Source organism: Rhizobium sp. BK289 (assembly GCF_014193575.1).
Classification (GTDB): domain Bacteria; phylum Pseudomonadota; class Alphaproteobacteria; order Rhizobiales; family Rhizobiaceae; genus Rhizobium; species Rhizobium tropici_C.
Genome location: NZ_JACHZO010000001.1, coordinates 602,678 through 615,652 on the forward strand (window position 1 = coordinate 602,678; position 12,975 = coordinate 615,652).

The following is a 12,975-nucleotide window of genomic DNA, read 5'->3' on the forward strand; positions in this document are numbered from 1 at the left end:
CTCATGCTCCGAACGGCCGAAGCAGGTCGCGGCTGATGATGTGCCGCTGGATTTCCGAGGTGCCGTCCCAGATGCGTTCGACGCGGGCATCGCGCCAGAAGCGGGCGAGCGGCAGGTCGTCCATCAGGCCCATGCCGCCAAAGATCTGGATTGCCTCGTCGGTGACGCGAGCGAGCATTTCCGACGCATAGAGCTTGGCCGAGGCGATTTCGCGATTGGCCGGGATCCGAGCATCGAGCTTCCAGGCGGCCGACAGTGTGAGCAGATCGGCCGCGTCGATCTCAGTGATCATGTCGGCGAGCTTGAACGACACGCCTTGATTGGCGCCGATCGGCTTGCCGAATTGCTTGCGCTCAGCCGCATAGGACAGGGCCAGATCAAAGGTGCGTCGCGCCCGGCCGACGCAGGTGGCGGCAACCGTCAGGCGGGTCCCGTAGAGCCACTGATTGGCAAGATCAAAACCGCGATGCACCTCTCCGAGCACCTGTGATTTAGGCAGGCGGCAATCGGTGAAGTTCAGGATGCAGTTGTGATAGCCGCGATGGGAGACCGAGTCATAACCCTTCAGTATCTCGAAGCCTGGGGTGCTGCGATCGACCAGGAAGGCTGTGATCTTCTTCTTGAGGCCACGATGTGTGTCTTCCTCGCCGGTTGCGGCAAAGACGATGACGAAATCGGCGACATCGGCATGCGAGATGAAATGCTTCGTGCCGTTGAGTACGAAATCGTTACCATCCTGCCGTGCTGCGCATTTCATGCCGCGCATGTCGGAGCCGGCATCCGGTTCGGTGATGGCGAGCGCATCGACCCTTTCCCCGCGCACTGCCGGCAGGAGGTAGCGCTCCCTCTGCTCGCCCTCGCAGGCCATCAGGATGCCGGATGGGCGTCCGAAGAAGACGGTGAGCCCCATCGAGCCGCGGCCGAGCTCGCGTTCAACGAGCGTGAAGGTGACGTGATCGAGCCCGGCGCCGCCGACCTCCTCCGGGAAATTGCAAGCATAGAAGCCGAGCTCGATACATTTGCGCTTGATCTCCAGCCCAAGATCGGGTGGCACGAAGCCGGTGCGCTCGACCTCGTTTTCGTGCGGATAGATCTCCGTCTCGACGAAGTCCCTGACCGTCTTGACGATCATCTCCTGTTCTTCGCTGAGCCCGAAATTCACGATCGCTTCCTCCTAGCGTTTTTGTCCCACATGACGGCCGGCTCCCTCCGGCACGGCCAAAGCTGCGTGCGCAGCGGCGATCGGCCTTAATTTGCTCAGCACCTCCTCCGGTGCGGCAACGGCTCTGCCTGCTTTCGCGTCGACATGCAGTAGCATTTGTTCGGCGGTGGCGATCACCTCACCGCTGGCGCTGTCGTGCAGCGCATGGAAGACATGCAGCCGCTTTTCATCGGATGCGAGGATCTGCGCCGTCGAATGGATGACCTGTCCGAGCTTAGCTTCGCCGAGATGGCGGATATGGGTCTCTACCGTGTAGTAGCTGTGACCGCGCTCGACATAATCGAGATCGACGCCGATCAGGCGCAACAGCGCATCCGACGTATCGCCGAACACCTGCAGGTAGCGATGCTCGGTCATATGGCCGTTATAATCGACCCAGGCCGGGCTGACCTTCGTGTCGATCAGGCGCAGCGGCCTCGATATGTCGAAACCTTGCTTCGCTCCGCCACCCGCGCTCCAAAGATGCTGCTCGAAATCCTTCAGCAGCTTGCCCGCGCCCCAGCCCTTGCCGCCATGGCTTCCCTTCAGGCTCTGAAGGATGCCGACGAGATTTTCGTCACGGATGCGCTCGAGTTCACGGATCGACAGGCCATCGGCCTGTTCATCCGACTGCTGACCGATCTTTTCGACAAGTGCGTCGTCGAGATCGACGACGTCCATCAGCTTCGTCCAGTTCCACTGCAGGGCAGGGCCGAACTGCGCCAGGAAATGCCGCATGCCCGCCTCGCCGCCGGCGATGCGATAGGTCTGGAACAGGCCCATCTGCGCCCAGCGCAGGCCGAAAGAATAGCGGATGACATCGTCCAACGTCTCGACGGTGCAGATATCGTCCTTGATCAGCCACAAGGCCTCGCGCCAAAGGGCTTCCAGCAGGCGGTCGCCGACGAAAGCCTCGATCTCTTTGGCGATATGCACGCCCTTCATGCCGATCGGCGGCAGGCGCTCCATCGCCGCCTGAATGGTGGCAGCGCTGGTCTTTTCGCCACCGACGATTTCGACGAGCGGCAGGAGATAGACGGGATTATAGGGATGGGCGACGAAGAGGCGCTCGGGATGGCGCATGTCGCGCTGCAAATCGGTCGGCAGAAGGCCGGAGGTGGATGAGCCGATCAAGGCCTCGGGCTTTGCGGCTGCATCAATCTGCATCAGCACGTTGCGCTTGAGATCCAGCCGCTCGGGCACGCTTTCCTGAATCCAGTCGGCGCCCTCGACAGCTGCTTCCAGCGTGTCCCTGAAGGTGAGCTTTCCACGCGGCGGCAGCGGCGCACCGGTCAGCATCGCATAGGCCTTTTCGGCATTGGCCAGAACTTCGCCGACGATGCGCGTTGCCTCTGGATGCGGGTCGTAGACATCGACATCGATGCCAGCGAGCAGGAAACGGGCGATCCATCCGCCGCCGATGACGCCGCCGCCGATACAGGCCGCCTTGTTGATCTTGGTCATCGGGGCCTCAGCGCTTCGTCAGTTTCAACTTCTTGCGGACATCTTCGGGGCCGATGATGCGCGCGCCCATGCCTTCCACCACCTGCACCGCCTTTTCGACGAGCTGCGCGTTGGTCGCGAGCATGCCCTTTCCGGCATAGAGATTGTCCTCCAGCCCGACGCGGACATTGCCGCCGGCAAGGATCGCAGCCGCCGGGTAGGCCATCGCGTTGCGACCGATGGAAAAGGCCGAGAAGGTCCAGCTTTTGGGAACGTTATTGACCATCGCCATAAAGGTGTTGAGGTCATCGGGCGCCCCCCAGGGGATGCCCATGCAGAGCTGGATGAGAACCGGATCCTCGATCAAGCCCTCCTCGGCAAGCTGCTTGGCGAACCAGAGATGACCGGTATCGAAGGCCTCGATCTCGGGGCGCACGCCGAGATCGGTCATCTTCTTCGCCATGGCCCGCAGCATCGAGGGCGTGTTGGTCATGACGTAGTCGCCAAGATTGAAGTTCATCGTGCCGCAATCGAGCGTGCAGATTTCAGGCAGGCATTCGGCGACATGGCTGACACGCTCGGTGGCGCCGGCCATATCGGTGCCCTTGGCATTCAGGGGCAGGGGGCTCTCGACATCGCCGAAAATCAAGTCGCCGCCCATGCCGGCGGTCAGGTTCAGTACGACATCGATGTCTGCCGAACGGATACGGTCGGTCACTTCCCTATAGAGCTCGTTGCGGCGGCTGGCGGCGCCCGTTTCCGGATCGCGGACATGGCAGTGAACCACTGCCGCCCCAGCCTTGGCGGCGTCGATCGCGGATTCCGCGATCTGCTTGGGAGTGATCGGAACATGGCTGGATTTGGAAACCGTATCGCCGGCGCCGGTGACGGCACAGGTGATGAAGACATCGCGATTCATTGCAAGAGGCATTTTTGTTCTCCCTCGTATTAAGGACATTACGAGCCATGAGACGCCTTCATGCTTTGCATTATCGGAGGCATTCGATACAGTTTCGGAACTACTGGAGGAATGCGTGATGCTGACAGCGGCGAACGAAACACTCGACATCGACCTCCTGATCCTTCCGGAGACGAACCTCATCCTGATCGCTTCGGTGATCGAACCTCTGCGCGGGGCCAACCGCATTTCCGGAGCCGAGCTCTATCGCTGGCGCCTTTTCACACCGGATGGGTCTCCCGCGGAGACGACGAGCCTTATTCCGGTGCCCGCCTGTTCCAGCTTTCGTTCGAGCTCGGATACCGCACCGCTTTTCGTGCTCGCCAGCTACAATTGGCGTCGCAACGCGACGCAGGCATTGAAAATGCAATTGTCGCAAACCGCGCGTCACAGGTCGATGGTTGCCGGCATCGAGTCCGGCACCTGGCTGCTGGCCGAAGCAAGTTTGTTGGATAATGTCTCCGCCGCCGTCCACTGGGAGGACTACAACGATTTTGCGCTGGCCTATCCGCAGGTGCGCGCGGTCAAGGATCGCTACGTGATCGATGGTAAGCGGATCACCACTGCCGGTTCGTTGCCGACGGTCGACCTCATGCTGGAGATCATCCGGCGGCGGCAGGGCTATTCGCTGGCGCTGGAAGTCAGCCGCCTGTTCATCTACGAGCCGGCAAGCACGCCAAGCGCCGCGGAGCTTTCACCATCAACGGCCGGTCTGCGCATGCGCGATCCCCGCGTTGCTCAAGCCATTCGCCTGATGGAGGATCATATCGAGCAGCCGCTGGTGCTGACACGTCTTGCCCGTCGGGTCGGCGTCAGCGCCCGCCATCTGCAGGCGCTCTTCCAGGAGAGTATCGGTGCGCCGCCGCATGTGCATTACCTGGCGTTGAGGTTGAATGCGGCTCGGCGCAAGGTCATCGAGACGAAAGCCTCCTTTACCGAGATTGCCGATGCAACCGGCTTCAATTCGGCATCGGCATTCTCCCGCAGTTACCGTGCCAGCTTTTCCGAAAGTCCGTCCGAGACGCGCCGCAGGCTGCGCCGGCGCACTACAACTGCAGCAGAGCCGACATAGGCTGAAACGCCTCGCGCACCATTTCCGCCAGTTCGCGGATTGCCTCGCTCGAATGATAGGGGTTGCGGCGAAGCACGACACGGGAAGAATCGACCGGCGGAAAGCCGTCATCGCTCGTCAGCTCCCGGCAGCCATGCGGAATGTTGCTGCGCGATAGCGTCGTCACGGCAAGCCCGGCGGAGACGGCATTCTTCAAGCCGGAACTCGTGTCGGCAATGAAGGCGATACGATAACGCCGCCCGATTTGCTCCAATGATTTCAGGGCGAAATCGCGGCACCATGTCGAATCCCGATAAACAGCGATGGGCAGCGGTGTCGCCTCATGCACGCGATGGACCAATGATGTCACCCAGACCGTTGGGTCGATACAGAGAACTTCGCCTTTGCTCTGGTTGTTCCAGTCGAAGACGACGGCCAGGTCCAGCTCATCTTTTTCCAGCGCGGCCAGGTTGTGCACCGTGTAATCGCAGGAGACAGTGACTTCGACGGCCGGATGCCTGATAGCGAAAGCGGCCAAGGCGGCGGGAAGAATGGTCTGGCTGTATTCCTCCGGAATGCCGATCCGGACTGGGCCGTCCAGGGGCTTCGTGCGGATATTTGCCGCAGCCTCGTTCAGGAGCTCGATCACCCGCTGCGCGTAGGGAAGCAACTGAGTGCCGGCGCGGGTCAGCACCGCTCCGCGAGCGCTTCTTTCGAAGAGCGTTTCGCCGATCGTATCCTCGAGCCGCTTGATCTGCGCGCTGACAGCCGATTGGGTGCGGCCGATCCGCTGCGCCGCGATAGAAAAATTAGTTGTCTCGGTGACGACGAGAAAGGTCCGCAGCAGATCGCTTTCGATAGGTTCGCGCATGGCAGGTCACAAATATTTCTGATAGCCACTATCTCTACTATTCGTTTGCCTGATGTCAAATATCGGCGCACACAGGGCAGGTTCCTTCTGCTCATTCCCTGAGTCCATACATGACATTCCAGCTTCCGACCCGCTCCGCTTTTGCCAGCGATTATGAGAGGGGCGTGCTACTCGTGGCGACAGCAATGCTTGCGTGGAGCTGCAGCGGCATCTACGCACGTCTCCTGACCACGGACATATGGACGGCGATCTCCTGGCGTTCGCTGTTCGGTGGTCTGTTTCTGCTGATTCCCAGCTTTTTCCTCGAAGGTGGGTTCTCCAGGCGGCAATGGGCATCGATCTTTCATCCCGCCGGGCTGGCGATGCTGGCTTGCCAGACCATCAGCCAGGCGTGTTTCATCGGCGCACTTTATACGACCACGGTCGCAAACGTGACGATGATCTATGCGACCGCCCCGTTCATCGCCGCGTTTCTCAGCTGGATCATGCTGAAGGAGCAGGTCGCGAAGCGGACATTGGTGGCCGGCGGCATCTGCCTTGTCGGCGTTGCGGTCATTGTCGCATCTTCGATTGGCGGCGGTACCGGCGCTGGCGATCTGCTGGCGCTCGGCATGACGGTCACCTTTGCCCTTATCATCGTCATCCCTCGCATGGATCCCGGCATCCCGATCCTGCCATCGAGCGTCGTCAGCGGGCTTCTGACCTTCGTGGTCTTCGTGCCCTTTGCCTCGACGAGCTCGGTGGACGTTCACAACTGGCTTCTGCTCGCCGCATTCGGGGCGACGAATTTTGCGCTGGCTTTCGTCCTTTTCCTGTTCGGATCAAGAAAGATGCCGGCTGCCGACGCTGCACTCATCAGCTCGATGGAGATCGTGCTGACGCCCTTCTGGGTCTGGCTCTTCTTCTCGGAGATGCCGCCGGTTGCCACTTTTGTCGGCGGAGCGATCATCTTCGCGACGATCGTCTGGCATACGGCCATCGACCTCAGGCATAGCCGCCGCCGTCGGGCGCCGGTCTAGCGAGCTATGGCTATAAGCGACCAGCCGAAATCCTCGGCAGCGTATAAATATAACGTAAATGGAATAACTTAATAGATTTTTCTGGTGTTATACATGAGGGTGCTCCTGTCTTGGCACGCCATCGAATGCGCCTTCGATCTGCAACAAAATGTAACAACTCATAACACCACGTCACGCCCGAATCGGTATATTCCGCTCGTATTCGAACGAGAGGTCACTTGATGCAGGCTAACCAGGCGCCGTCCCCTTCACAAACCGATGTGCTGATCTGTCTCGACAATCAGCAGGTGGCGTCCCGCATCGGCACGGTTCTGTCGCAACAGGGATTGACGGTGCTGATTATCCCCACGACCGGGCTTCAGGAGTGGTTCGAGCCGAATGGTTGCCAGCTTGTGGTCACGCATACCGCGATGATCGGCCAGGTCCGCAATCGCTTCAACCTGCCCGTTGTCAATATCGAAGCCTTCATATTCGATCGCCCCGAGCATACGACCGAAGGTGCCGCCCGGCAGTTTGATGGCGACGCCTTCGTCAAACGGGTTTTCCTGGTCATGAACGGCGGTCAAAAGCGCGCGGCTGAGTGATCCGAGCCAACCGGCGCTTCTGTTATCCCAGCCGTTGCTGGCTGGCCTTGTCGAAGAAGTGGAGGTTCGGGGTCTTGAGCGAGATCCGAATCGTCTGCCCCGGTGCGAGTTCGGCGCGCTCCCGCATGACCCACGTCAGTTCCTTGCCTTCCAGGTCAAGCGCGACATGCGTTTCCGAACCAGTCGGCTCGACGACGGTCACGGTTGCCGCCACCCCGTCTTCCGAGGCGAAGGAAATGTCTTCCGGACGTATTCCCAGGACGACCTCCTGGTCCTCCGACTGAGCCGGAGCAGTGGCAAGTTCGATGCGGGTGCCGGTCGGCAGCACTAGTGCCGGTGACGCGCCGCCGGTGACCTTGCCTTCGAGGAAATTCATGGCCGGCGAACCGAGGAAACCGGCCACGAAGACATTTTTGGGCCGATCGTAGAGTTCCAGCGGCGAACCGACCTGCTCGACCTTTCCGCCCTGCAGAACGACGATCTTGTCGGCCATGGTCATGGCTTCGATCTGATCGTGCGTCACGTAGACGATCGTCGTCTTCAAGCGCTGGTGCAGCGCCTTGATTTCCGCGCGCATCTTCACGCGCAGCTTGGCGTCGAGGTTGGAGAGCGGTTCATCGAACAGGAAGACTTTCGGATCGCGCACGATGGCCCGGCCCATGGCGACGCGCTGGCGCTGGCCGCCGGAAAGCTGGGCGGGCTTGCGATCCAGCAATGGCTGCAACCCCAGTATCTTGGCCGCGTCGCCGACTTTCCGGTCGATCTCCGCACGCTTCGCGCCGGCAAGTTGCAGCGCAAAGCCCATGTTTTGCGCCACCGTCATCTGCGGATAGAGCGCATAGTTCTGGAATACCATGGCGATGTCGCGATCCTTCGGCGGCAGGTCGTTGACAACCCGTCCGGCGATCGAGATCTCACCGCCGGTGATGTCTTCCAGCCCGGCGATCATGCGCAGCAATGTGGACTTGCCGCAGCCCGAAGGGCCAACGAGAATGACGAATTCGCCGTCCGAGATTTCGACATCCACACCATGGATGATGTTTACCGCGCCGTAGGACTTCCTGACGTTCTTAATGGTCAATCCGGACATGACATTCTTTCCCTGAAGATCGATCAGTGCTTCTTGCGGATGCGGAGCGCCTGGTATGGCCTGCCCGGCAGCTCCACGCCGAAGGCGGCATCCGCCTTGCCGCCGCGCACGATCGCGCCGTGGCGCGTCGGATGCGGAATCGGTGCTTCCACCTTTTTCGCCGGCGTGATCGTCATCTCCCATGTGTCGATAATGTCGACATCATAGTCGGTTCCATCCTTGGGCAGCCCAGTGGACCAGACAGTGGGTTGGTGTTCGCCGAGATAGATGTAACTGACATCACCATCATGCGCGCCGGAAACGCGGGTCCACGGCCATTCGCCATACGAGGACATGGGTTCTAGGCCGTTGACCACATCCTGCTCCAGAAGATCGCGCAGGAAGCCGATGCGCTTCCAGGCCTCGCCGCGCAGCTCGCCGCCCTTGGCCCACCAGATCAGATCCTCCGGATGCGAATAGGTTTCACCATGGCCGGCATAGCCGCCGCGTGTCACTGTGATCCAGAAACGATGCACCAGCTCCTGTGCTGTCAGATTGCCCCAGGACTGGATGATGTTGCCCTCATATTCCGGCTCGTCGTTGACGACAGGCTTGCCATAGGCCTCGCGCCATTCCTGCGTGCGCTTCACGTCCCAGTTCTGAATGCAGGTATGGGTGACCCACGGCTTGCGATGATCGAAGTTCATCGTCGGCTCGCCGTTGTGGATCGACTTCAGATGGCCATAGGGATCGTTCTCTTCGAGAATGTGAAAATAGCGGTCCCACTGCTGCAGCGGCTTGGTGTCGAGAAGGAAGTCGTACTCGTTGGCAAGCGCCCACCAGACATTGCGATAAGCGGCAAGCCGCGCCGCGAGATAGGCGACATAGCGGAAATCCTGCTCGGCCGTCATGTCGGCATAGCCCCAACGGTCGTAGGGGTGGAACATGATGATATCGGCCTCGATGCCGAGATCGCAGAGGGCTGCGACCTGGCTCTCGAAATGGCGGAAGAGGACGGGGTTCGGCCGGTCGAAATCTTGCCTGCCGTCCGCACCTTTTTCAAAGCAGGCATAGAGCGGTTCGTTGACGTTATAGGGGTAATCCTTCGGAAAAACGCCCATGCGGATCTTGTTGAAACGCGCTTTCTTCAGTGTATCGAGCGTCTGGGCCTGCATCTCGAGCGGCTGGTGCGTCCAGGCATAGCAGGTCGTGCCGAAGGAGAGGAAAGGCTTGCCGTCGGCATAGGCGAAATGGAATTTGTTGCGGACGTGCACGGGGCCGTGATTGCCTTCGGATGGCTTGGTCGCAACGAAAGAGCCGGTCTTGTCATCCAGTTCCGATGTCTTCGAGCGCGTGCGGAACGACCAATCGCCTTCATTGTCCGGCATGAAGCGAACGCGATAGACGCCGTCGCCATCATAGAAGCCGGGCACGCGTACCTCACGGCTGTTCTGGCTGAAGACGGCATCGAATGCCACATCGAGATAGGGATTGCCACCGGAAGGGCCGTTGAAGGCCGCTTCGAAGACTCCCCATTTTTCGACGGACGCGTTGGACATGATATTCTCCTCGGAAGATGTATGGATGGTCCGACCGCTCAGCCCTTGACCGCGCCGGAGGTGAGGCCGGAGACGAAGTAGCGCTGGAAGATCAGATAAACGATGGTGGCCGGCAGCACGGTCATGACGATCGCCGCGTTCAACTGCCCGTAATCGTTGGAAAACTGGCCCTGGAAGGACATGAGCCCGAGCGGCAGCGTCCACATGTGCTGATCCTGCAGCAGCACGAGCGCCATTGCGAATTCATTCCATGTCGAGACGAAATCCAGGATCAGCAGCGCCGCGAGCACCGGCAGGCAGACAGGCAGAAATATCCGGCGGAAGATGGTGAAATGGCTGGCGCCGTCGATCAGGGCGGCTTCCGACAATTCCTTCGGAATGCCTTTGAAGAAGCCGTGCAGAATGAAGACCTGATAGGGCACACCGAAGGCGATATAGGGAAGGATCACGCCGGGATAGGTGTCGATGAGGCCGAGCGAATTGACCAGCGTGAACAGCGGCGCCAGCATCACCTGGAACGGGATCATGGTGCCGAAGATGACGAGGAGCAGCAGCAACTTGCCGAACCGCAGGCGGATCTTGGCGAGCGCATAGGCGGCCATTGCCGAGAGGATAAGCCCGAGCGGCACCTTGATGACGGTAATGATGGTGCTGTTCAGGAAGGCGCTGGCGAAATTGCCGCGGCCCCAGGCGCTCGAATAATTCTCGAAGGCTGGATCGAGCGGCGGCATGAAGGCGCCGGTCGACGTCACATCAGCCTGCGTTTTCAGCGAGGTGAAGACGATGAAGACGAAAGGCGCGAGCCAGATCGCAGCGACGACCAGCAGTGCGATCCACAGGCCGATCAGGACAGGATCGCGCTTGCGCTTTGCCGGTGCAATCGTTTCGAAGTCGTCCGACATGGATGTGGCCGATGCTGCCGTCATTGTTCGGCCTCCTCATGCTTCTGCGTCCAGCGCAGGTAGGGAATGACGACGACGATGGTGATGAGCAGCAGGACGACCGAGATCGCGGCACCGCGGCCGAAATCGAAGATCTGCATGGCCTGCGTAAAGGCCCAGAGCGCCAGCATCTGCGTGGATTGCGCCGGCCCGCCGCCTGTCAGGCCATAGACGATGTCGAACGCCTTCAGCGACGAGATCACCGAGAGCACAAGTACAATCGTCAGCGTCGTGCGCAGCGCGGGCAGGGTGACGTAGCGGAAGATGTTCCAGCGCCCAGCGCCATCGATGCGGGCGGCTTCGACCAGCGTCTGCGAGACATTTTGCAGGCCGGCGAGAAACAGGACCATGGAGAAGCCGACGGATTGCCAGAGATAGGCAACGAAGACGGAATAGAGCGCGATATCCTTGTCGCCGAGCCAGTCCTGGATCCAGTCCTGCAGACCCATTGTGGTCAGGATTTCGGTGAAGAGACCGAAGAAGGGATCGTACATCCATTTCCACATGGTCGCGACCGCGATCGGGGCGATGATGACGGGCAGATAGAAGATGGCGCGGAAGGTATTGCGGGCGAAAAGCTTCTGATTAAGGCTCAGTGCGAGCAAGAGGCCGACCATGGGCGGAAAGATCACGCACATGATCGTCCAGATCACGGTGTTGCGGAAAGCGACCCAGAAGACCGGATCCTGCGTGAAGATATATTGATAGTTCGCCAAGCCGACGAAGGGGCGCTGCGGATCGAGGCCGTTCCATTTCTGAAAGCTCAGCACCACAACGTTCAGCATCGGATAGAGCGCGAAAATCACGTAGATCAGCATGGCCGGCGCAAGCAGGATCACTGCCTGGACGCGAGAATCATGAGTACGATTGCGGAATGACATTTCTGATTGCTCCCGGCGGCAGCTGACGCATGGGCATGAAGGTGAGGGAAGCCGCCGTAGCGATTGGCAATCGGAGTGACGGCTTCCCTCGAAAGATCAGGTGCGACCGGCGATGAAGGTCTGCAGCTGCTTGGCGGCATCGGCCGGCTGGATATTGCCGGAGGCGACATCGTTGATCACCCGGAAGTATTCGGTGGTGATGTCGAGCGGGAAGGCCTGATCGCCATTCATGTAGACCTTGCTGTAGGTCTTGAAGATCTCCAGCCACTTCGCCTCGAGCGGCTTTTGGTCGGTGTACTGGACATTCTTGTTGACCGAGATCGAGCTGATCTGGCCGACGAGATCCTGCTGCACCTTCGTCGAGAGGAAGTAGTCGAGGAACTTTGCCGCAAGATCCGGGCTCTTGCTCTTGGTGCTGACGTAATTGTACTCGGCAAAGCCATAGAGGCGGTTGGTGTTCGTCGGGAACGGCACGACGCCGTAATCGTCGAGATTGACCTTGCTGCCGCTCAGCTGGCTGACCAGCCAGTCGCCTTCGAGCATCATCGCGGCGCGGCCGGCGACGAACAGCGTATAGGACTGCTGGTTGCTGATGCCCATGAAGGGCTTCAGCGTGTAATCCTTCGTCCACTTGGCAAATTCGGTAAATGCGTCGGTCGCGCAGGGCTCCTTGGTCCAGTCGGTCTTCATCGCCATCAGCGCGTCGTGCTTGTCGGCGCCGCACTTGGTTTCGAGCAGCACATCCATCAGGCGCATGACGTGCCAGTTGACCGAGCCGCCGAAGGTGAAGGCCGGGATGCCTGCGGCCTTGAGCTTATCGGCTGCGGCCAGCAGCTCCTCGTAGGTCTTTGGTTCCCCTGTGATGCCGGCTTTCTGGAAAAGCTTCTTGTTGTAGTAGATCGCTTCGCCCTTGAAGGTGAAGGGAACGCCATGCTTGCCGCCCGGATAGAGATCCGCAAAAGCGGCGGCCGACGGGAGCAGCTCGTCGTTCCACTTGTACTGGGTGTAGTATTTGTCGAGCGGCAGCGAGAGGCCCGCCTTCACATATTCGCCGCCGAGGCCAAGACCGGCCCAGCTGAAATAGATATCCGGGCCCTTGCTGGAACCCGCTGCAACACGAAGCGCGGTCTTGTGCTCATCGACGCCGCGCTGGACGATTTCGATGTGGGTGCCGGGGTTGGCGGCTTCGAAATCCTTCGCCACCTTCTTCAGCGCGCCATTCGCCGCGCCGTTGTCGAAGTTCAATGTCCACAGCGTCAAGTCTTCCGCGGCGACATTGGTTGCCGAGAAAGCCGCCGCCGCTATCGCAGCAGCGCCGAACCAACGCGCATATTTGAAGTTGCCAGCCATTTCCCGTCCTCCTCTGAGCAAAGCTGAGGGCGGTTTTGACAAATCGTT

The 12,975-nt window shown here is 60.1% G+C and carries 12 protein-coding genes; 3 read left to right on the forward strand and 9 right to left on the reverse strand.

Annotation, left to right across the window (positions count from 1 at the left end):
• Position 1 precedes the first annotated feature (1 nt).
• Genes FHT84_RS02770 through FHT84_RS02780 form a run of 3 tightly spaced genes read right to left on the reverse strand, consistent with a single transcriptional unit; the run spans position 2 to position 3,575 of the window.
• Entirely contained in the window at positions 2-1,162 is a 1,161-nt protein-coding gene (locus tag FHT84_RS02770) for an acyl-CoA dehydrogenase family protein (RefSeq protein ID WP_112344955.1), read from the reverse strand.
• Positions 1,163-1,174: 12 nt separating this feature from the next.
• Positions 1,175-2,665: a carnitine 3-dehydrogenase gene (locus FHT84_RS02775; RefSeq protein ID WP_112344956.1), complete on the reverse strand. Its 1,491-nt coding sequence runs from the start codon at positions 2,663-2,665 to the stop codon at positions 1,175-1,177.
• A gap of 7 nt (positions 2,666-2,672) precedes the next feature.
• Positions 2,673-3,575, reverse strand: coding sequence for a 3-keto-5-aminohexanoate cleavage protein (locus FHT84_RS02780; protein WP_112344957.1), 903 nt, complete (start codon positions 3,573-3,575; stop codon positions 2,673-2,675).
• Positions 3,576-3,681: 106 nt separating this feature from the next.
• Here FHT84_RS02780 and FHT84_RS02785 point away from each other — a divergent pair, with 106 nt between their 5' ends.
• A complete protein-coding gene (locus FHT84_RS02785) occupies positions 3,682-4,674 on the forward strand; it encodes a GlxA family transcriptional regulator (protein WP_183760858.1) in 993 nt (330 codons plus the stop codon).
• On the opposite strand, the gene FHT84_RS02790 is transcribed toward FHT84_RS02785, so the two are convergent.
• Complete coding sequence (locus tag FHT84_RS02790) at positions 4,649-5,524, reverse strand: LysR substrate-binding domain-containing protein (protein ID WP_112344959.1); 876 nt, start codon at positions 5,522-5,524, stop codon at positions 4,649-4,651. The two genes, FHT84_RS02785 and FHT84_RS02790, sit on opposite strands and share 26 nt — an antisense overlap.
• Before the next feature lie 110 nt (positions 5,525-5,634).
• Here FHT84_RS02790 and FHT84_RS02795 point away from each other — a divergent pair, with 110 nt between their 5' ends.
• Together FHT84_RS02795 and FHT84_RS02800 are read left to right on the forward strand one after the other, a co-directional pair.
• Complete coding sequence (locus FHT84_RS02795) at positions 5,635-6,543, forward strand: DMT family transporter (RefSeq protein WP_112344960.1); 909 nt, start codon at positions 5,635-5,637, stop codon at positions 6,541-6,543.
• 221 nt (positions 6,544-6,764) lie between these two features.
• Positions 6,765-7,127, forward strand: a complete 363-nt coding sequence (locus FHT84_RS02800) for a hypothetical protein (RefSeq protein WP_112344961.1) — start codon at positions 6,765-6,767, stop codon at positions 7,125-7,127.
• A 22-nt stretch (positions 7,128-7,149) separates the two neighbouring features.
• On the opposite strand, the gene ugpC is transcribed toward FHT84_RS02800, so the two are convergent.
• The 5 genes from ugpC to FHT84_RS02825 form a co-directional block, all read right to left on the reverse strand.
• Positions 7,150-8,217 (reverse strand): sn-glycerol-3-phosphate ABC transporter ATP-binding protein UgpC, encoded by a 1,068-nt coding sequence (ugpC, locus tag FHT84_RS02805; RefSeq protein WP_113250402.1) that lies wholly within the window; start codon positions 8,215-8,217, stop codon positions 7,150-7,152.
• A 23-nt stretch (positions 8,218-8,240) separates the two neighbouring features.
• Positions 8,241-9,755, reverse strand: coding sequence for a DUF5060 domain-containing protein (locus FHT84_RS02810; protein WP_112344963.1), 1,515 nt, complete (start codon positions 9,753-9,755; stop codon positions 8,241-8,243).
• Between the two features lie 38 nt (positions 9,756-9,793).
• Positions 9,794-10,657, reverse strand: coding sequence for a carbohydrate ABC transporter permease (locus FHT84_RS02815; RefSeq protein ID WP_181592432.1), 864 nt, complete (start codon positions 10,655-10,657; stop codon positions 9,794-9,796).
• Positions 10,658-10,677: 20 nt separating this feature from the next.
• Positions 10,678-11,577 carry a sugar ABC transporter permease gene (locus FHT84_RS02820; RefSeq protein ID WP_112344965.1) on the reverse strand — a complete coding sequence of 300 codons (900 nt, stop codon included), beginning with the start codon at positions 11,575-11,577 and terminating at the stop codon, positions 10,678-10,680.
• A 96-nt stretch (positions 11,578-11,673) separates the two neighbouring features.
• Positions 11,674-12,927: an extracellular solute-binding protein gene (locus FHT84_RS02825; RefSeq protein ID WP_112344966.1), complete on the reverse strand. Its 1,254-nt coding sequence runs from the start codon at positions 12,925-12,927 to the stop codon at positions 11,674-11,676.
• Positions 12,928-12,975 lie beyond the last annotated feature (48 nt).

What these genes read in the sequence shown, in the direction of transcription:
- FHT84_RS02775 (WP_112344956.1), bottom strand. Translation starts at nt 2,665, where the DNA reads ATGACCAAGATCAACAAGGCGGCCTGTATCGGCGGCGGCGTCATCGGC.
- FHT84_RS02780 (WP_112344957.1), bottom strand. Translation starts at nt 3,575, where the DNA reads ATGCCTCTTGCAATGAATCGCGATGTCTTCATCACCTGTGCCGTCACC.
- FHT84_RS02785 (WP_183760858.1), top strand. Translation starts at nt 3,682, where the DNA reads ATGCTGACAGCGGCGAACGAAACACTCGACATCGACCTCCTGATCCTT.
- FHT84_RS02790 (WP_112344959.1), bottom strand. Translation starts at nt 5,524, where the DNA reads ATGCGCGAACCTATCGAAAGCGATCTGCTGCGGACCTTTCTCGTCGTC.
- FHT84_RS02795 (WP_112344960.1), top strand. Translation starts at nt 5,635, where the DNA reads ATGACATTCCAGCTTCCGACCCGCTCCGCTTTTGCCAGCGATTATGAG.
- FHT84_RS02800 (WP_112344961.1), top strand. Translation starts at nt 6,765, where the DNA reads ATGCAGGCTAACCAGGCGCCGTCCCCTTCACAAACCGATGTGCTGATC.
- ugpC (WP_113250402.1), bottom strand. Translation starts at nt 8,217, where the DNA reads ATGTCCGGATTGACCATTAAGAACGTCAGGAAGTCCTACGGCGCGGTA.
- FHT84_RS02810 (WP_112344963.1), bottom strand. Translation starts at nt 9,755, where the DNA reads ATGTCCAACGCGTCCGTCGAAAAATGGGGAGTCTTCGAAGCGGCCTTC.
- FHT84_RS02815 (WP_181592432.1), bottom strand. Translation starts at nt 10,657, where the DNA reads ATGTCGGACGACTTCGAAACGATTGCACCGGCAAAGCGCAAGCGCGAT.
- FHT84_RS02820 (WP_112344965.1), bottom strand. Translation starts at nt 11,577, where the DNA reads ATGTCATTCCGCAATCGTACTCATGATTCTCGCGTCCAGGCAGTGATC.
- FHT84_RS02825 (WP_112344966.1), bottom strand. Translation starts at nt 12,927, where the DNA reads ATGGCTGGCAACTTCAAATATGCGCGTTGGTTCGGCGCTGCTGCGATA.